Origin of the sequence: Rhodoferax sp. TS-BS-61-7 (assembly GCF_002943465.1) — a bacterium.
Taxonomy (GTDB): Bacteria; Pseudomonadota; Gammaproteobacteria; order Burkholderiales; family Burkholderiaceae_C; genus Allorhodoferax.
Genome location: NZ_PTQY01000006.1, coordinates 76206 through 93357, shown reverse-complemented (window position 1 = coordinate 93357; position 17152 = coordinate 76206). Strand labels below are relative to the sequence as shown.

The 17152-nt window shown below is 63.7% G+C and carries 15 protein-coding genes; 9 read left to right on the top strand and 6 right to left on the bottom strand.

Going from position 1 to position 17152, the window contains the following annotated elements; genetic code table 11:
• Positions 1–8 precede the first annotated feature (8 nt).
• The 6 genes from ybiB (at position 9) to C5F53_RS15865 (ending at position 4893) form a co-directional block, all read left to right on the top strand.
• Positions 9–914 (top strand): DNA-binding protein YbiB, encoded by a 906-nt coding sequence (gene ybiB, locus C5F53_RS15890; RefSeq protein ID WP_105262378.1) that lies wholly within the window; start codon positions 9–11, stop codon positions 912–914.
• Positions 911–1699: a uroporphyrinogen-III C-methyltransferase gene (cobA, locus tag C5F53_RS15885; RefSeq protein ID WP_105262377.1), complete on the top strand. Its 789-nt coding sequence runs from the start codon at positions 911–913 to the stop codon at positions 1697–1699. Before ybiB ends, cobA begins: the two co-directional genes overlap by 4 nt.
• Positions 1700–1747: 48 nt before the next feature.
• On the top strand, positions 1748–2467 hold the full coding sequence (locus C5F53_RS15880; protein ID WP_236635401.1) for a methyl-accepting chemotaxis protein: 720 nt from the start codon (positions 1748–1750) through the stop codon (positions 2465–2467).
• A 183-nt stretch (positions 2468–2650) separates the two neighbouring features.
• Positions 2651–3889: an NAD(P)/FAD-dependent oxidoreductase gene (locus tag C5F53_RS15875; RefSeq protein ID WP_105262376.1), complete on the top strand. Its 1239-nt coding sequence runs from the start codon at positions 2651–2653 to the stop codon at positions 3887–3889.
• A gap of 226 nt (positions 3890–4115) precedes the next feature.
• Entirely contained in the window at positions 4116–4328 is a 213-nt protein-coding gene (rpsU, locus tag C5F53_RS15870; RefSeq protein WP_105262375.1) for a 30S ribosomal protein S21, read from the top strand.
• A 118-nt stretch (positions 4329–4446) separates the two neighbouring features.
• A complete protein-coding gene (locus tag C5F53_RS15865) occupies positions 4447–4893 on the top strand; it encodes a GatB/YqeY domain-containing protein (RefSeq protein ID WP_105262374.1) in 447 nt (148 codons plus the stop codon).
• 9 nt (positions 4894–4902) lie between these two features.
• Here the strand turns inward: C5F53_RS15865 and C5F53_RS15860 are convergent, their stop codons facing one another.
• Together C5F53_RS15860 and pmbA are read right to left on the bottom strand one after the other, a co-directional pair.
• Positions 4903–5700, bottom strand: coding sequence for a DUF4399 domain-containing protein (locus C5F53_RS15860; protein WP_105262373.1), 798 nt, complete (start codon positions 5698–5700; stop codon positions 4903–4905).
• Positions 5701–5710: 10 nt separating this feature from the next.
• Positions 5711–7132, bottom strand: coding sequence for a metalloprotease PmbA (gene pmbA, locus C5F53_RS15855; protein ID WP_105262372.1), 1422 nt, complete (start codon positions 7130–7132; stop codon positions 5711–5713).
• A 23-nt stretch (positions 7133–7155) separates the two neighbouring features.
• On the opposite strand from pmbA, the gene yjgA reads away from it, so the two are divergent.
• Positions 7156–7818 carry a ribosome biogenesis factor YjgA gene (yjgA, locus tag C5F53_RS15850; RefSeq protein WP_105262371.1) on the top strand — a complete coding sequence of 221 codons (663 nt, stop codon included), beginning with the start codon at positions 7156–7158 and terminating at the stop codon, positions 7816–7818.
• Positions 7819–7901: 83 nt separating this feature from the next.
• The gene (gene mog / locus C5F53_RS15845; RefSeq protein ID WP_236635400.1) at positions 7902–8498 is read left to right on the top strand and encodes a molybdopterin adenylyltransferase; all 597 of its coding nucleotides are present in this window, start codon (positions 7902–7904) and stop codon (positions 8496–8498) included.
• A 38-nt stretch (positions 8499–8536) separates the two neighbouring features.
• Here mog and cysE read toward each other — a convergent pair whose 3' ends face one another.
• Positions 8537–9310 (bottom strand): serine O-acetyltransferase, encoded by a 774-nt coding sequence (cysE, locus tag C5F53_RS15840; protein ID WP_105262369.1) that lies wholly within the window; start codon positions 9308–9310, stop codon positions 8537–8539.
• 10 nt (positions 9311–9320) lie between these two features.
• Positions 9321–10151 (bottom strand): RNA methyltransferase, encoded by an 831-nt coding sequence (locus tag C5F53_RS15835; RefSeq protein WP_105262368.1) that lies wholly within the window; start codon positions 10149–10151, stop codon positions 9321–9323.
• Between the two features lie 141 nt (positions 10152–10292).
• Here C5F53_RS15835 and C5F53_RS15830 point away from each other — a divergent pair, with 141 nt between their 5' ends.
• The gene (locus tag C5F53_RS15830; protein ID WP_105262367.1) at positions 10293–11201 is read left to right on the top strand and encodes an inositol monophosphatase family protein; all 909 of its coding nucleotides are present in this window, start codon (positions 10293–10295) and stop codon (positions 11199–11201) included.
• Here the strand turns inward: C5F53_RS15830 and C5F53_RS15825 are convergent, their stop codons facing one another.
• A complete protein-coding gene (locus C5F53_RS15825) occupies positions 11202–14183 on the bottom strand; it encodes an EAL domain-containing protein (protein WP_105262366.1) in 2982 nt (993 codons plus the stop codon).
• Positions 14180–17107, bottom strand: a complete 2928-nt coding sequence (locus C5F53_RS15820; RefSeq protein ID WP_161499951.1) for an EAL domain-containing protein — start codon at positions 17105–17107, stop codon at positions 14180–14182. Before C5F53_RS15820 ends, C5F53_RS15825 begins: the two co-directional genes overlap by 4 nt.
• Positions 17108–17152: the final 45 nt, after the last annotated feature.

The window sequence follows — 17152 nt, the reverse complement described above, 5'->3', positions numbered from 1 at the left end:
ATCGCCCCATGGCTATTGGCAACTACATCAAGGAAATCGGGCGCGGCAAAGACGGCGCCCGTGCACTCACCCGCGAACAGGCGGACGATCTGTTCGGCCAGGTGCTGGACGGCAGCGTGACCGACCTGGAGGTCGGCGCCTTCTGCCTGGCCATGCGCATCAAGGGCGAAACAGCCGAAGAGATGGCCGGCTTTCTGGATGCCACCCGCCGCCGCATGGCCTTGCTGCCCGCCAGCACCCTGCCCACGGTGGTGATTCCCAGCTACAACGGTGCGCGCAAGCTGCCCCTGCTCACGCCGCTGCTGGCCTTGCTGCTGGCGCGCGAAGGCCTGCCCGTGCTGATCCACGGCGCGGCCACCGAGGACCGCCGTGTTTTTGTATCAAAAGTGCTTGAAGCCCTTGATATACATGCGCAAGAAGCTATCAAATCCATAGCACCTGGCCGCGTGGCCTTTGCGCCCACGGCGCTGCTCAGCCCCGGCCTGCAGCGCCTGCTGGACGTGCGCCGTGTGGTCAATCTGCGCAACCCGGCGCACAGCCTGGTCAAGCTCATGAACCCGGTGAACGGCCCCGCCCTCCTTGTGAGCAGCTACACCCACCCCGAGTACGCCATCTCCATGGCCGACACCTTTGCGCTGGTGCAGGCCAACGCCTTGCTGATCCGCGGCACCGAAGGCGAGTCGGTGGCCGATCCGCGCCGCACGCCCAAGATGCAGGCCTTTGTGGCCGGCCAGGCCACCGATTTGCAGGCCTACCAGGCCGGCTCGCTGACCGAACTGCCCGAACTCCCCGGCGCCATTGACGCTGCCAGCACCGCAGCCTACATTGGGGCCGTGCTGGCAGGCAGCCAGGCCGTTCCAGCCCCCATTGCCCACCAGGTGGCGCACATTTTGCAATTGCACCGCAGCCTATGACACACGATCTTTCCAGCACCCTTAGCAGCGGCCACGTCACCTTGGTCGGCGCCGGCCCGGGCGACCCGGAGTTGCTCACACTCAAGGCGCTCAAGGCCATCCAGCAGGCCACCGTGCTGCTGGTGGATGACCTGGTGAACGACGCCATCGTGGCGCACGCCAACCCGACTGCCCGCGTGGTGCATGTGGGCAAGCGCGGTGGCTGCAAGTCCACGCCCCAGTCTTTCATCGAACGCCTGATGATCACCGCCGCCCAAGAGGGTGAGAACGTGGTGCGCCTCAAGGGTGGCGACCCCTTCATATTTGGCCGCGGTGGCGAAGAGGTGGAGCACCTGCAAGCCGCGGGCATTCGCGTCTCGGTCATCAACGGCATCACCGCCGGCCTGGCTGCCGTGACGTCGCTCAACGTGCCGCTCACACACCGCGAGCATGCGCACGGCGTGGTGTTTGTCACCGGCCACGCCAAGCCCGGCGACAAGGGCACCGACTGGCCCGCCCTGGCCACTGCGGCCAAGCAGGCCAAGCTCACGCTGGTGATCTACATGGGCGTGAGTGGTGCGGCCGACATTGAAGCCGGCCTGCTGCAAGGCCTGCCCGCCGACACGCCGGTGGCCATCATCCAGAACGCGAGCCTGCCCACGCAGCGCCACGCGGCATGCACCCTACAGGCCCTGCAAGCCACCATCCACCGCGAGCACCTGGCCAGCCCCAGCGTGATCGTGGTGGGCGATGTGGTGCTGGGCCTGCAAGCCGCAGTAGAAACCAGCCACAGCAAGGCGGCATAACGGCATCGTTTTTGCATTGGTGTAACTCCACCGCGAAAGGAGTTCACCATGTTCATGCCTACCCCAGTCCAGAACCCCTCTCCCCGCCCCACGGCCCTGCAGACGCAGCCCCTTACCCGGCCCACCACAACAGCCGTGGCAGCCCCCATTTCCGACCTGAACCTCGCCGCCCGCCAGCGCATGCTGTCGCAACGCATGGTCATGCAAACCCTGCTGGCCGCCGGCGGTGATGCACGCCAGCTCAGTGCGGCACGCACCACCTTCCAGCTGTTTTGCGACAGCCATGCACGGCTTCTGGGCACCATGTCGCACTACGACACGCCCAGCGCTGCGCGCCTGCACGCGGTGTACGAAGGCCCGCAGGGCGTGAACGCCACGATCCAGGCTTTTATGGAGCTGATGCGCAGCGCGCTGGACCACATCGCTCGGCAGTCGCCACGTATACAGCCGGTGCTCGAAGCCATTGTGGACACCACCGACTCCGTGCTCGAAGCACTGAACGCGGCCACCAATGTGTTCGACGCCGTGACCAAGGCCAAGGCTGACCTGCTGTTCAAGGAGCTCACCGGCATCGTTTCCGACATCCACACCATCGCCCGCGAAGCCAAAGTGGTGAGCTTCAACGCCCAGGTGATGGCCGCACGCGCGGGCCAGCAGGGCCGCGAGTTTGCCGTGGTGGCCAATGTGCTCTCGGGCATCAGCACCGAAATTGATGGCTTGTCCCGCAAGGCGATTGACCTAGCGGACCGGAACCGGCAGCACGCCTGACGGGGTCGCGCGCCGGAGGGGTCGCAGCGCGCCTGAGCCCATTCTTCTCCGGCCAAGTCGCAGCGTGCCGGTGCCCGCAGCCCGGCGCTCATGGCGCCCTGCTGGTCGCAAAATCGCGCCGAACTGCGGGCACCGGTACGCTGCGACGTGGTGTGCGCAAGTCACGTCCTCTACACTGCCGCCATGCACAGTTTTGACGTCGTGATCGTGGGTGCCGGGGCTGCCGGTTTGTTTTGCGCCGGCGTGGCGGGCCAGTTGGGCCTCAAGGTGCTGGTGCTGGACCACAGCGAGAAGGTGGCCGAAAAAATTCGCATCTCGGGTGGCGGGCGCAGCAACTTCACCAATGTAGACGTCACCGCGGCCAACTTCCTGAGCGAGAACCCGCGCTTTGCCAAGTCCGCCCTTTCGCGCTACACCCCGGCCGACTTCATCAGCCTGGTGAAAAAGCACAACATCGCCTTCCACGAGAAGCACAAAGGCCAGCTGTTTTGCGACCGTTCGGCCGAAGACTTGATTGCCATGCTGCTGGCCGAATGCACCGCCGGCGGCGTGGAGCGCTGGCAGCCCTGCAGTGTTAAAAATATAAGGTTTTTAGCCTCTAACCCATATGGCGTATGCACCAGCAGCTATGAAATTGAGAGCGACCGCGGTGCCATCCACTGCGGGGCGGTGGTCATCGCCACCGGTGGTTTGTCCATCCCCAAGATTGGCGCGACGGATTTTGGTTACCGCGTGGCCAAGCAGTTCGACCTGCCTGTGGTCACCCCGCGCCCCGCGCTGGTGCCGCTGACCTTTGACGAAGGCGCCTGGGCCCCGTTTTCCCAGCTCTCGGGCCTGTCGCTGCCGGTGGACATTGCCACCGGGGCCAAAAAGGCCAGCATGGCCTTTCGCGAGGACCTGCTGTTCACCCACCGCGGCCTCAGTGGCCCGGGTGTGCTGCAAATCTCGAGCTACTGGGCCGAAGGTACGACGATTCGCCTGAACCTGGCCCCCACCACCGACCTGGCCCGGCACCTGACTGAGGCCAAAGCCAACTCGCGCAAGCGCATTGCCAACGAGCTGGCCGGCCTGGTGCCCAGCCGCCTGGCGGACACCTGGGTAGAGCAAGGCAAAACCTGGGGCCACGACTGGCAGCGCCCGGTGAACGAGGCCAGCGACAAGGCTCTGAACGCCCTGGCAGAACACCTGAGCCGCTGGGAACTCACGCCCACCGGCACCGAGGGCTACCGCAAGGCCGAGGTAACGGCCGGCGGCGTGGACACCAAGGTGCTGTCCAGCCAGACCCTGGAAAGCCGCCAACCGGGCCTGTTTTTCATTGGCGAAGTGGTCGATGTGACGGGCTGGCTGGGCGGTTACAACTTCCAGTGGGCCTGGGCAAGTGCATTTGCTTGCGCAAAAGCACTTGCCGAGCGGCGGCAATAAGGCCCCCACGCTCCACCGCTGCGCGGGTCGCTGCCCCCCAAGGGGGTCAATTCGGCCCCAGGCAGGGCTTGGCAGCGCGCATTAACGCGTTATAATCGCGGGCTATTCTGGCAGTCTCCCCATCGGCCAATACTAGTTATAGATGGGGAAATACCGCTGAACGTGGCATGTGGGTCTCGATCTCCCCCCATGACTGGCGACAGCACATTTTGGAATTCATTACGTAATGACAACGATCCGTGTAAAAGAAAACGAGCCCTTTGACGTCGCCCTGCGTCGCTTCAAGCGCACTATTGAAAAATTGGGTTTGCTGACCGACTTGCGCGCCCGCGAGTTCTACGAGAAGCCCACTGCAGAGCGCAAGCGCAAGAAGGCTGCCGCCGTCAAGCGCAACTACAAGCGCATTCGCAGCATGCAGCTCCCCAAGAAACTGTTCTAAGTTTCTGGCCCATGAAGCTGTACGCAGCTTCTGGCCACAAAAAGCTCGCCTGGGGACGCTCCGGCGGGCTTTTTTCATTCTGTAGCCTCACTTTCATCCTCTCTCAGGAAGCACCGTTATGTCACTCAAAGACCAGATCACCGAAGACATGAAGACCGCCATGCGCGCCAAGGACAGCGAGCGCCTGGGCACCATCCGCCTGCTGCTGGCCGCCTGCAAGCAAAAAGAAGTGGACGAACGTGTGGAGCTGGACGATGCGATGGTGGTCGCCATCGTGGACAAGCTGATCAAGCAGCGCAAGGACAGCATCGAAGCCTTTGTCAAGGCCGAGCGCCAAGAGCTGGCCGACAAAGAAGCGTCCGAAATGAAAGTGCTGCAGGCCTACCTGCCCCAACGCATGTCGGCCGACGAAGTGCTGGCTGAAGTGAAAGCCATCGTGGCCGAGCTGGGCGCTACCGGACCCGGCGACATGGGCAAGGTCATGGGCGTGGTGAAAACCCGCCTGGCCGGCAAGGCCGAAATGGGCACCGTGTCGGCCGCGGTCAAGACCGCGCTGGCTGGCTAATTTGCCCGACTAGGGCTGGACCCGCACCGCCGTGGGCGCGGCGCTGGCCAGTACCTGTTTGGGGTTCAGGTTGTCCAGAAACTCCAGCTTGAGGGTGTAGTCCCCCACGGGTGGGGCCAACCAGGCCTCGGTCTGGCCTTCCACAAAATCCATTTCCGCCACGGCACCGGCCTTGCTGACGACCGTGAGCTTGAAGTGGCCCGTGTCTTTTTCCTGCTGCACTGCATGGGCCACATTCAGGCCCGAGGCATGGAACTGGACGCGAAAAGGCGTTTTCACTTCGGCGCCCGATACTTGGATGGCAATACCTTGGGTAACAAGTGCCTTGGGATCCGTCGCATTTTTCTTCGTCACCGTAACCTTGAGCGGCTTGCTGTAAACAAAGTGCGGCAGGTGTTTATCGTCCGCCAGCAACATACGCAGCGTGTAGGTGCCGGGTGCCAGTGTCAGCACAGCCTCCATCTGGCCTTTGCCAAAGTGGATGTACTGTTCGTTGAAGGGCAAGGCTGCCTTGAAATCCAGCGGCAAATCCCGGTTCACCAGCAGGTGGTGGTGGCCGCTTTTGCCGCCCAGGGGTTTGGCAATCGGCGCCAGGCCCCAGCCGCCCGACAAACCGAATTTCAGCAAAAAAGGCGTTTCAATGCGGTCGCCCGACTTCAGGTTGGTGAAATAGGCCTCTGCCGTACCAGCAGGCATCGGTGCCTGCCAAGGATGAAGCACACGTGCGGGAGCGGCTGGCGCAGGTGTTTGCGAACGGGCGCTGACGGCCAACACGACAAGGCACATCAGGCTTACAAAAGTACGCATACAAGCTCCTTCAGCTTCCCGCCACTTTCATGCGGTTGATCAGCACGGAACCCACGGTTTTGGCACCGTAGTTGTACGTATCGGCGCCCACCGCCTCGATGCCCTTGAGCATGTCCTTCATATTGCCGGCGATGGTGATTTCGTGCACCGGAAAAGCGATGCGGCCCTTCTCGACCCAGAAGCCACTGGCGCCGCGCGAATAGTCACCCGTCACATAGTTCACGCCCTGGCCCATGAGCTCGGTCACCAGCAGGCCGGTACCCAGCTTCTGCAGCATGGCGTCCAGGTCGTCTCCGGCCTTGGTCAGGCGCGAGGTGAAGGTCAGGTTGTGCGAACCGCCCGAATTGCCGGTGGTGCGCATGCCCAGTTTGCGGGCCGAATAACTGCTCAAAAAGTAACCTTGCACGCGGCCGGCATCCACCACCTTACGGGCTTTCACCCGCACGCCTTCGTCATCGAACGGCGAGCTGCCCTTGCCGCGCAGCACAAACGGGTCTTCCTGGATATCGATGTGTTTGGGCAGCACCTGTTTGCCCAGTGAATCGAGTAAAAACGTGCTCTTGCGGTACAGCGCACCGCCGCTCACGGCCTGCACAAACGCCCCCACCAGCCCGGCCGCCAGCGGCGATTCGAACAACACGGGACATTCCACCGTGGCAATTTTGCGGGCCTTGAGGCGGCTCAGCGCACGCTCAGCGGCATAGCGGCCTACGGCCTGGGGCGAAGCCAGTTCGTCGGCAGAACGCATGGAGCTGTACCAGGCGTCGCGCTGCATGTCACGGCCTTTGCCCGCAATCGGCGACACCGACAACGAGTGGCGCGACGAGGCGTAGCCACCGCGAAAACCACGCGTGTGGGCGCTGAAAAAATGCGATTGCTGGGCCGATACGGCCGCACCTTCGCTATTGGTGATGCGCTTGCTCACGCCCAGGGCAGCGGCTTCACATTCCAGGGCCAGTTCGGCAGCTTCTTCGCTGGTCACGGCCCAGGGGAAGAACAAATCGAGGTTACGGCCACGCTCGGCAACGGGCACGATGTCATCGGCGTCGGGCAGGCTGGCAAACGGGTCTTCTGCGGTAAAACGCGCGATGTCGTAGGCCGCGCGCACGGTTTGCTCAATCGCCGCGTCCGAAAAGTCGGAGGTGCTGGCATTGCCGCGGCGGTTGCCCACATACACGGTCACGCCCAGCGATTTGTCGCGGTTGCGCTCCACGTTTTCCAGCTCGCCATTGCGCACGGACACGCTCAGCCCACAGCCTTCCGACACTTCGGCGCCCGCGTCCGTCGCACCCAGTTTTTTGGCCTGGGCCAGTGCGGCGTCCACGCGCGACTCGAAAAAGTCACGGGTGTAGGCAAAGCCGCTATCGGCCGGTTTGGCCTTCAAAGAAGGAGATGGGGAGGTGCGCCCAGAGGCGGAGGTGGGTTTCTTCATGGCGACGGCTATGATACTTGGCTATGTCACGCAAACTAAAAAAAGGCTATTACGTCAAGGGCCAGTTCGTCGCCGAAGGCAGCGCACTGGACTTGGAGTACAAGCGCGAACTCAAGGGCACGGATGAGCCGACCCGCACCGACCTCAAAAAGGAAAGCACCGAGCTGCAAAAGCTGGGCGAAGACCTGTTGACGTTGCGCACCGAACTCATGACCAAGTTGGACCTGCCCGACAAACTGGTGGACGGCGTGGCGGAAGCCAAACGCATCACCAACTTCGAAGGCAAACGCCGCCAGATGCAGTTCATCGGCAAGCTGATGCGCAAACTGGAGCCGTCCAAATGGGACGAAATCCGTGCCGCGCTGGAAGAACAGCACATGCCTTCGGCCAAAGAGACCCTGGTGCTGCACCAGGCCGAACAATGGCGCGACCGCCTGATTGCCGATGACGATGCCGTAGGCCAGTGGATCACCCTGAGCCCCGCCACCGACAGCCAGAACCTGCGTGCCCTGGTGCGCCAGGCCCGTAAGGACGCCAAGCCCGAGAAACCCGGCGAAGCCCTGCGCCATGGCCGCGCCTACCGCGATATTTTTCAGCTGGTGCGCGAGGCCCTGCAGGCCCACCAGGATGGCCCCAGCGCTGACGACGCCGACGATGAGGCCGACTACGACGGGGACGAGGCGTGAGTGGGTCGGGGATGAGTGCCGCCGGGCCGTCCCAAGGCGCGAAGGCCCCCTCGGGGGGCAGCGCAGCACACGCAGTGGCAAGCGTGGGGGCATCATTTGAGCCGGTGCGCATTGGTATCGTCTCCATCAGCGACCGCGCCTCCAGCGGCGTTTATGAAGACAAGGGCCTGCCCGCCCTGCAAGAGTGGTTGGGGCGTGCGCTGCACAACCCCATCCAGTTCGAAGCCCGGCTGATCGCAGACGAGCAAACAACCATTGAAGACACGCTGATCGCGCTGACCGATGCAGGCTGCGCGCTGGTGCTGACCACCGGTGGCACTGGCCCTGCCCTGCGCGATGTGACGCCCGAAGCCACGCTGGCGGTGGCCGACAAGGAAATGCCAGGTTTTGGCGAACAGATGCGCGCCATCAGCCTGCACTTTGTGCCCACGGCCATCCTGTCGCGCCAGGTGGCGGTGATCCGCAAGCAGACGCTGATCATCAACCTGCCGGGCCAGCCCAAGGCGATTGCGGAAACACTGGAAGGTCTGAAGGACGCAGATGGCAAACAGATCGTGCCCGGCATCTTTGCCGCCGTGCCCTACTGTGTGGACCTGATTGGCGGGCCCTACCTGGAAACCGTGGACGCGGTCTGCAAGGGCTTCCGCCCCAAAAGTGCGGTGCGCCCCGCGCGCGGCTGAAACCGCACAGCCGTAAAAAAGGCCCCTCGGGGCCTTTTTTACTTTCCGATGAGCTGGTTGAGTTTCTCCGCCTCAAAACACTCTTTGCGCGAGGCATCGCTGGGCACACAGTCGCCCGCTGTACCGCGGGCGGACAGTTGCTCGATGGCCTTCCACAGCAGCGCGATCTGGTGGTCCTGGCTGGAGGCGCTATCCACCAGCCCACGCAGTGCCTGGCTCACCGGGTCGTCTTCCTGGGTGATGCCGTAGGCGGTGAACTTGCGGTCGGCCGTGGTCACATCAGCACTCACCCCGGCTTTGCTGGGGAGAATGCGCGCAGGAATGCCCACCGCCGTGGCGCCTGCGGGCACGGGTTTGACGACCACGGCATTGCTGCCGATCTTGGCGCCATCACCCACCTCAAAACCGCCCAGCACCTTGGCACCGGCGCTCACCACCACATCCTTGCCCAGCGTGGGGTGGCGTTTGGCGCCTTTGTACAGGCTGGTGCCACCCAGGGTCACGCCCTGGTAGATCGTGCAACCGTCGCCAATCTCGGCGGTTTCGCCCACCACGGTGCCCATGGCGTGGTCGAAGAACACGCGCTCGCCCAGCTTGGCGCCGGGGTGGATTTCAATGCCGGTAAAAAAACGCGACAGGTGCGAGATAAAGCGCCCCAGCCACTTGAGGCCGTGCGTCCAGCACCAGTGCGCCACCCGGTGCACCACCACCGCATGCAGGCCCGGATAACAGGTGATGACCTCCCAAGTGGTACGGGCGGCCGGGTCCCGGTCGAGGATGCACTGGATGTCGGAGCGGATGCGGGAAAACATGCGAAAGAGTCTACCCGTTCAAGTCTGCTTTGCCGTCTATCGCCACCAAACCCGCACCCTTGGCAGGTGCTTGCCCGCTTTGCTGGAGGATGGCCTTGGCAATGCCGCGCAGGATGTGAATCTCCTCCTGCGTCACCTGGGCGCGGTTGAACAACGCGTTCAGGCGGGGCATGAGTTTTTTGGGCGCAGCCGGGTCCAGAAAACCCAGCGCCACCAGCGACTGCTCCAGGTGCGTGAGCATGCCGCTGACCTGCGCTGCGTCGGCAAGCGCGCTCGGTGCGGCGGCCACGTCCACGCCGAAGCCACCCAAGGCCAGTCGCCACTCGTAGGCGATCACCTGTAGCGCCGCGCCGATGTTGAGCGAACCAAACAGCGGGTTGCTGGGAATGGAGAGGCAGACATGGCAGCGGTACACGTCTTCATTCCGCATGCCAAAACGCTCGGAGCCAAACAGGAAGCCTACGCCGGATTGGGTGGATTTTGATGCCAAATCGCCCTCTAGCCCAAGTGGATCCTGCGCAAGCAGCTCACCTTTTGATAGCGCCGCAAAGTGTTCACGAGGTGTGGTGGTGGGTGGTCCAAAGTCGCGCGGTGTCATGGCGGTGGCGCACAGGTGGCTGATGCCGTCCAGCGCCTCGTCCAGCGTGTCCACGATGCGGCACTTGGCCAACACGTCCAACGCCCCGCTGGCGCGCTGGATGGTTTCCTCGCGGCGCAGCACATTGGCCCAGCGTGGCGCTACCAGCACCAGGTCGTCAAAACCCATGGTTTTCATGGCGCGGGCGGCGGCGCCCACATTGCCGGCGTGGCTGGTGTTGATCAGGATGAAGCGGGTTTGCATGCGAAAAATGGGGGCAAAAGAGGCAGGTTGCGGGTGATATGCGCCCGCTAGGGTGCGCAACCAAGGCCCTGCCGTTAAAATACGCCTATTGTCGCCGCCTGCATCGCCAGCCGGTCCTCCCAGTTCTTCCCCCAACAATCTATGACGCTCAATCTGCACCCCATGGTCAATGTGGCCATCAAGGCCGCCCGCACTGCCGGAAATATCATCAACCGCGCGGCGCTGGACATCGAATCCGTACGCGTTTCGCAAAAAAAGGCCAACGACTTCGTTACCGAAGTGGACCATGCTGCAGAACAAGCGATCATTGAAACCCTGCTGACGGCCTACCCCGGCCACGGCATCTGGGCCGAAGAATCCGGCAAGGAACACGGCGCCAAAGACTCCGAATTCGTCTGGATCATCGATCCGCTGGACGGCACCACCAACTTCATCCACGGCCTGCCCGTGTACTGCGTGAGCATCGCGCTGGCCGTCAAAGGCAAGATCGAGCAAGCCGTGGTGTACGACCCCAGCCGCAACGACCTGTTCACGGCCACCAAGGGCCGTGGCGCCTACCTCAACGACCGCCGCCTGCGCGTCTCCAAGCGCACCCAGCTTAACGAAGCACTGATTTCCACCGGTTTTCCGTTCCGCCCCGGTGACAACTTCAACCAATACCTGCAGATGATGGGTGACGTGATGCAGCGCACCGCCGGCCTGCGCCGCCCCGGCTCCGCCGCGCTGGACCTGGCCTATGTGGCCGCGGGTTACACCGAAGGCTTCTTTGAGCTGGGCCTGCAGCCCTGGGACGTGGCAGCGGGCTCCCTGCTGGTGACCGAGGCCGGTGGCTTGGTGGGCAACTTCACGGGTGAGGCCGAGTTTTTGGAACAGAACGAAATTCTGGCCGGCAGCCCCCGCATCTATGGCCAGATGGTCAGCATCCTGGGCAAGTACAGCAAGTTCGCCCCCGCCGGTGAAAAAGCAGCCTTGCGCCAAGCCGCGGCGGCCCAGACCGAGGCGGCTGCTGCCGCCGACGACAACGGCTCCGTAGGCGACGCGTTGCTGTAATCAGATCTCCCACAGGGGCGGCAATGCGGCTTCCGCCGCCTCGGGTGACAGCAGCAACTGCGCAACCGGCACCGGGCGGCCAAACAAATAGCCCTGAAACAGGGTGCAGCCATTGTCCAACAGGAAATCGCGCTGCCCTTCGGTTTCCACCCCTTCCGCCACCACGCTAAAGCCCAGGCTCTTGCCTAGCGCCAGCACGGTACGGGCAATGGCCGCGTCGTTGGGGTCGGTCAATACGTCGCGCACAAAGGACTGGTCGATCTTGAGTTGCTGCAGTGGCAGCAGCTTGAGGTACGACAAGGACGAGTAACCGGTGCCAAAGTCGTCCAGCGCAAAACCCACTCCGGCAGCCTGCAGGGCAGTCATTTTCAGGATCGCATCCTGCGTATCGCTGAGCAGCAGGCTCTCGGTCAGCTCCAGCTTCAGGCGTTGCGGGTTGGCGCCGGTTTTGTGCACCAGGTCCAGCACCTGCTGGGCAAAATCGGGGTGGCGGAACTGGCGTGCGCTCACATTCACTGCCACCGTGAGCGCCTCGGTCTCCACCTGCTGTGCCCACAGGGCCAACTGCCGGCATGCCATCTCTAACACCCAGGCGCCCAGCGGAATGATGAGCCCGGTCTGCTCCGCCACCGGAATGAACTCCATGGGTGACACCAGGCCGCGCTGCGGGTGCTGCCAGCGCACCAGTGCCTCGGCACCTACCATGCGGCGCGCAGCGTCGACCACGGGTTGGTAGTACACCACCAGCTCCTGGCGCTGCAAGCCATGGCGCAGGTCCAGCTCCAGCGCGGTGCGCTGGGCCACCAGCGCCTGCATGGCCGGGTCAAAAAAGCGCATGGTGTTGCGCCCCGCGGCCTTGGCCTCGTACAGTGCCAGATCGGCCTGCTTGAGCAGCTCGTCCACCGTCTGATGCTGCTGCGCAAACAGGGTGATGCCGATGCTGGGCGTGCTGTGGTGCTCTGCCGCACCCAGCACATAAGACTGGTTCAGGCTGCTGATCACTTTTTTGCCCACCAGCTCCACATGGGCGCTGGCCTGGGCCGGGTCGGCGTCCAGGCTGTGCAGCATCACCACAAACTCATCCCCCCCCAAACGCGCCACGGTGTCAGCCCCGCGCACGCAGGCCAGCAGGCGCTGCGCCACCTGCTGCAGCAGCAAATCCCCCACATCGTGGCCCCGTGTGTCATTGAGGTCCTTGAAGTTGTCCAGGTCAATGAACAGCAGGGCGCCATGCAAACCATCGCGGGCAGCCAGCGCCAAAGCCTGTTGCAGGCGATCGATCAGCAAGCGGCGGTTGGGAAGGCCGGTCAACACATCGTAGAAGGCCAGGCGTTCGATCTTTTCTTCCGCCAGCTTGCGTGCGGTGATGTCGCGGCCCACACCGCGGTAGCCCCTAAACTGGCCTTGGACATCCACAAACGGTGCCCCGCTGACAGACACCCAGTAGGGTTTGCCCTGCGAATCCAGATCGCACAACTCCAGTTCGCGAAACACCTGGCGGTCCTGCAAGATCTGCCGGTGCGCCTCCCAGTCGGCCTCGTTAAAGTTCAGCGCCCCCAGCTCCCACCGGGTCTTGCCCATGCGGTACAGCTGCGACTTACCAGCCAAATTGCCATCAAAACGCACGAAACGAAATTGCGCATCCTGCTCCCAGTACCAATCGGAGGACAGCTCGGTCAGTGCGCGAAAGCGGGACTCGCTTTCCATCAGCGTGGCCTGGGAGGCCTTGATGGCCGTGATGTCGGTCACCGAGCCGTAGGCAATGTGGTGACCCGAAGGCTCCCAGATGGTGATGGCCTTGCCGAACAGCGAGCGCACCGTGCCGTCAGGGCGGTGCACGCGAAACTCGTGGGCCCAAGTGGCGCCGTGTTCGGCCGTGTCGTTCATAGAGGCCACCATGGCGGGCAGATCGTCCGGGTGCACGCAGCGAAACACCCTGCGGGGGTCGGACCGGGCTTCCTGGGCCGTGACACCAAACAACGCCTCACAGGCATCGCTCACAAACGTGAACTCACCATGTGTGGGGCTGTGGCGTACAAACTGGAACACCATCTCAGGCAGGCGGCTGGTCAGGCGCTGGATCATCTCCAGCCGCTCCTGCAGGGCCTCCTTGGCACGTGCCTCTTCCGAAAAATCCTGCACCACCCCAAAGTCGACAAAAGATCCGTCATCGTGGTGCTGGCGGCGCATGCGGGTGCGCAACCACTGCACCACACCAATCCGGTTGAGCCAGCGGTACTCCAGCTCGCTGCCGTCCATGCGCTCGCGCGCTTGCAAAAAAGCCGGCCGGTCGTCCGGGTGGATGTGCTGGCGCGCCGACTCAAAGGTCATGCCCGGCTGCCATGGCAGATCCGCCAGCGCATACAGCCCTTTGGACCAGACCGGCCGGCTCGCGCCCTGTGGCACCGTCCAGTGGCCAACCCGGGCCAGGCGCTCGGTCAGTTCAAACAACTCCAGCTGTCCGCGCAACTCCTGGTTGGCCTGCTGCAGGGCCCGCTCACTCACCTGCACCGCCTCCTGCGCCTGGCGCTGCAGCGTGATGTCGTGCAGGTAGACCACCACATGCAACTCCCCCGCCAGGCTCAGGCGGGTGCCCTCCATCTGGAATAGGACCTGGCGCCCGTCCGGGGTGGTGAAAGGGACCTCCACCTGGTGCTTGCCCCGCAGCTCCGCGGCGCGGGCAAAGGCCGCGTCGCGCGCCGCAGCGTTGGGCCAGAAGCCCAGCTCCAGTGCCGTTTTCCCCACGGCATCGGCCCAGCGGTAACCGGTGACCTGCTCCCAATGCGCGTTCACATCCACAAAACAGCCATCGCTCATGCGTGTCAATGAAATCGCGGCCGGGCTGCGCACAAACAGCGCGTCCAGCATGTCGTACTGTCGGCGCGCGCCCGATTCCGCAGAGGCCAGGGCGTCCTCAAGCCGTGCAATCTCCTGTGCACACTCGGCAGCCGTGCGCTGCGCCCAGTCAAACCCTGCACTCATGGCGCGGGCAGCTCCAGCTGTTCCACCGGCACCGGCCGACCAAAGAAATACCCCTGAAAGGCCTTGCAGCCGTTGCGCAGCAAAAAGTCCCGCTGGCCTGCAGTTTCCACGCCCTCGGCCACCACGCCCAAGTCCAGGCTGCGCGCCAAGTTGAGGATGGTGCGCGCAATGGCCGCGTCGTTGGGGTCGGTCAACACATCGCGCACAAACGACTGGTCAATCTTGAGCTGGTCCAGCGGCAGGCGCTTGAGGTAGGCCAGCGACGAGTAGCCGGTGCCAAAGTCGTCTAGCGAGAAACCCACACCAATGGAGCGCAGCTCACTCATCTTGACGATCACCTCGTCAAAGTCGGACAGCAGCAGGCTCTCGGTCAGCTCCAGCTTGAGCCGGTAGGGGTTGGCCCCCGAAAGGCGTAGCAGGCTCAAGATGTGGTTGGAAAAATCGGGGTGTTTGAACTGGCGTGCACTCACGTTGACGGCCATGGTCAGGCGCTGGGTGTGGGGCTTGGCACTCCAGGCCACCAGCTGCGCACAGGCCGCCTCCAGCACCCACTGGCCCAGCGGCAAGATCAGCCCGGTCTGCTCCGCCACAGGGATGAACTCTCCCGGCGGCACCAGCCCGCGCTCGGGGTGCTTCCAGCGCAGCAGGGCCTCCACCCCGGTGGTGTGGCCCTGATCGTCCACCACGGGCTGGTAATACAGCATGAACTCGTTGCGCAGCAGGCCTTGGCGGAGGTCGGCCTCGATGGCGGCCCGGGCCGAGGCGGCAGCCTGCATCTCGGGGTCAAAAAAGCGCAGGGTGTTGCGCCCCGCAGCCTTGGCCTGGTACATGGCCAGGTCGGCACGTTTGAGCAGCTCGTCCACCGTGTGGGTGTGCTGGTAAAACAGCGTGACGCCAATGCTGGGCGAGCTGTGCAACTGGTGGCTGCCCAGCGCGAACTGCTGGTTCAGGGCTTGCAGGATTTTTTTGGACACCATCTCGGCCTGGCTGGCCGCCTCGGTGTCCACCGCACCCAGCTCTTCGAGCATGACCACAAACTCGTCCCCGCCCAAGCGGGCGACGGTGTCCACATCCCGCACACATTCCTGCAAGCGCGCGGCCACCTGCTTGAGCAGCAGGTCCCCCATGTGGTGGCCCAAGGTGTCGTTGAGGATTTTGAAATTGTCCAGGTCAATGAACAGCAGGGCACCGTGGTGGCCATGGCGTGCGCTGGCAGCCACGGCATGCTCCAGCCGGTCGATCAGCATGCGCCGGTTGGGCAGGCTGGTCAGCGCATCGAAGAAGGCCAGGCGTTCGATTTCGGCCTCGGCCTGCTTGCGCGCCGAAATGTCACGCCCGGTACCCCGGTAGCCGCAGAACACACCCTCAGCATCAAAGATGGGCGCACCACTGATGGCCGCCCACATGTAAGTGCCGTCTTTCAGGATGCGCTGCATCTCGAAGTCATGGAAGGTCTCGTGCGCCTGCAACTGCGCCTTGTGCGCCGCCCATTGCATCGGGCTCACGCCCAGGGCGCCGGACTCCCAGCGCGTCTTGCCGATGGCCGCGTCCGAGGCCAGCTTGGCGCTGCTCAAGCCATTGCCGTCAATACGGACAAAGCGAAAGTCCGCATCCTGCTCCCAATACCAGTCGGAGGACAGGGCCGACAGGCTGCGGAAACGCTCCTCACTGACCTGCAAGCGGGCCAGCGCCTCTTTCTGGGCCGTGATGTCGGTGATGGAACCACAGAACAACACCGACCCATCAGGCTGCAACTCCGGCAAGGAGTTGCCCAGCATCCAGCGATCGGGCTCGCCAGGCCGGCCCACGCGAAACTCGCAGCGCCAGGGCTCCACCGCCCCCATGGCGGCCCAGGTGCTCTTGATGACCAGGCGCATGTCTTCTGGGTGGATGCACTGGAACACGGACACCGGATCGGCATAGGCCTGCTCGGGCGTCACGCCATAAATCTGCTGCACACCCGCACTGACAAAGGGGAACACATACTTCCCGTCAGGCCACATCTGGTACTCGTAGACCAACCCCGGCGCACGGCTGGTGATCTTGTGGATGAAGGCCAGCTGGTTCTCCAGGTTCTGTCGCACCCGATGCTCGTCGGTGAACTCCTGGATCACCCCCATCTCGGCCTGAATCACACCGTCCTTCATTTGGCGGTAAAAACGCGCACGCACCCAGATCAGCTGCCCATCGGACCGGCGCCAGCGGTACTCCACCACCTCACCATCCATGCGTTGCAGCGCCTGTTCCACCTGGGCCCGGTCCTCGGCTTGCAGGCTCTGGATGAGCTGCCCGCGTTGCAACAGGGTCTGGGTATCCATGCCGCCAATGTGGGCCGCACCGCGCGATATCTGCAAGTCCGGTGAGTCGGGGTAGGCCACCCAGTGGCCTACCTTGGCCAAGGACTCGGTCAGCTCGTAGAGCTTGACCTGGCGGTTGAGCTTGTCATTGGCCTGCTCCAGCGCCTGCTCGCCGGCCCGCAAAGCCTCGTGGGCCAGGCGCTCGGCCGTCACGTCACGCAGGTACAGCAGGATGTAGGCCTCGCCCTGCTCGTGCACCAGTGCCGCGTTCATGCGCACCACACGGGGGTTGCGGTCTTTCATGACCAGGGTGACATCGGTATCCACCACACGCCCCCCCTCATGCAAGGGAGCAAACACGCGCTTGCGCTCTTGCGGGTCCAGCCAGTGGCCCATGTCCACCGCCGTCCGGCCCAGTGCCTCAGCACGGGAATAGCCGGTCAGGTGCAGCCACTCGGTGTTGACCTCCACCAGCACACCGTCGCGCTCCCGTATCAGGGCAATCGCTTCCGGGCTGCGGTCAAAAATGGTTTTGAACACCCCATCGGTCACGCCCCAAGCCGCACCAGGCACCGCGGGCTGCGCGCCGGGCAAGGCCGACTGGGGCTGTTCGGGTGAAGGCAACACGGGCAAAGGGGCTAGCCAGAGTGAAGGGTGTTTCCATCATAGAGC

Bases quoted from the DNA above. Each gene is read 5' to 3' on its own strand.
- ybiB (WP_105262378.1), top strand. From the start codon at position 9: ATGGCTATTGGCAACTACATCAAGGAAATCGGGCGCGGCAAAGACGGC.
- cobA (WP_105262377.1), top strand. From the start codon at position 911: ATGACACACGATCTTTCCAGCACCCTTAGCAGCGGCCACGTCACCTTG.
- C5F53_RS15880 (WP_236635401.1), top strand. From the start codon at position 1,748: ATGTTCATGCCTACCCCAGTCCAGAACCCCTCTCCCCGCCCCACGGCC.
- C5F53_RS15875 (WP_105262376.1), top strand. From the start codon at position 2,651: ATGCACAGTTTTGACGTCGTGATCGTGGGTGCCGGGGCTGCCGGTTTG.
- rpsU (WP_105262375.1), top strand. From the start codon at position 4,116: ATGACAACGATCCGTGTAAAAGAAAACGAGCCCTTTGACGTCGCCCTG.
- C5F53_RS15865 (WP_105262374.1), top strand. From the start codon at position 4,447: ATGTCACTCAAAGACCAGATCACCGAAGACATGAAGACCGCCATGCGC.
- C5F53_RS15860 (WP_105262373.1), bottom strand. From the start codon at position 5,700: ATGCGTACTTTTGTAAGCCTGATGTGCCTTGTCGTGTTGGCCGTCAGC.
- pmbA (WP_105262372.1), bottom strand. From the start codon at position 7,132: ATGAAGAAACCCACCTCCGCCTCTGGGCGCACCTCCCCATCTCCTTCT.
- yjgA (WP_105262371.1), top strand. From the start codon at position 7,156: ATGTCACGCAAACTAAAAAAAGGCTATTACGTCAAGGGCCAGTTCGTC.
- cysE (WP_105262369.1), bottom strand. From the start codon at position 9,310: ATGTTTTCCCGCATCCGCTCCGACATCCAGTGCATCCTCGACCGGGAC.
- C5F53_RS15835 (WP_105262368.1), bottom strand. From the start codon at position 10,151: ATGCAAACCCGCTTCATCCTGATCAACACCAGCCACGCCGGCAATGTG.
- C5F53_RS15830 (WP_105262367.1), top strand. From the start codon at position 10,293: ATGACGCTCAATCTGCACCCCATGGTCAATGTGGCCATCAAGGCCGCC.
- C5F53_RS15825 (WP_105262366.1), bottom strand. From the start codon at position 14,183: ATGAGTGCAGGGTTTGACTGGGCGCAGCGCACGGCTGCCGAGTGTGCA.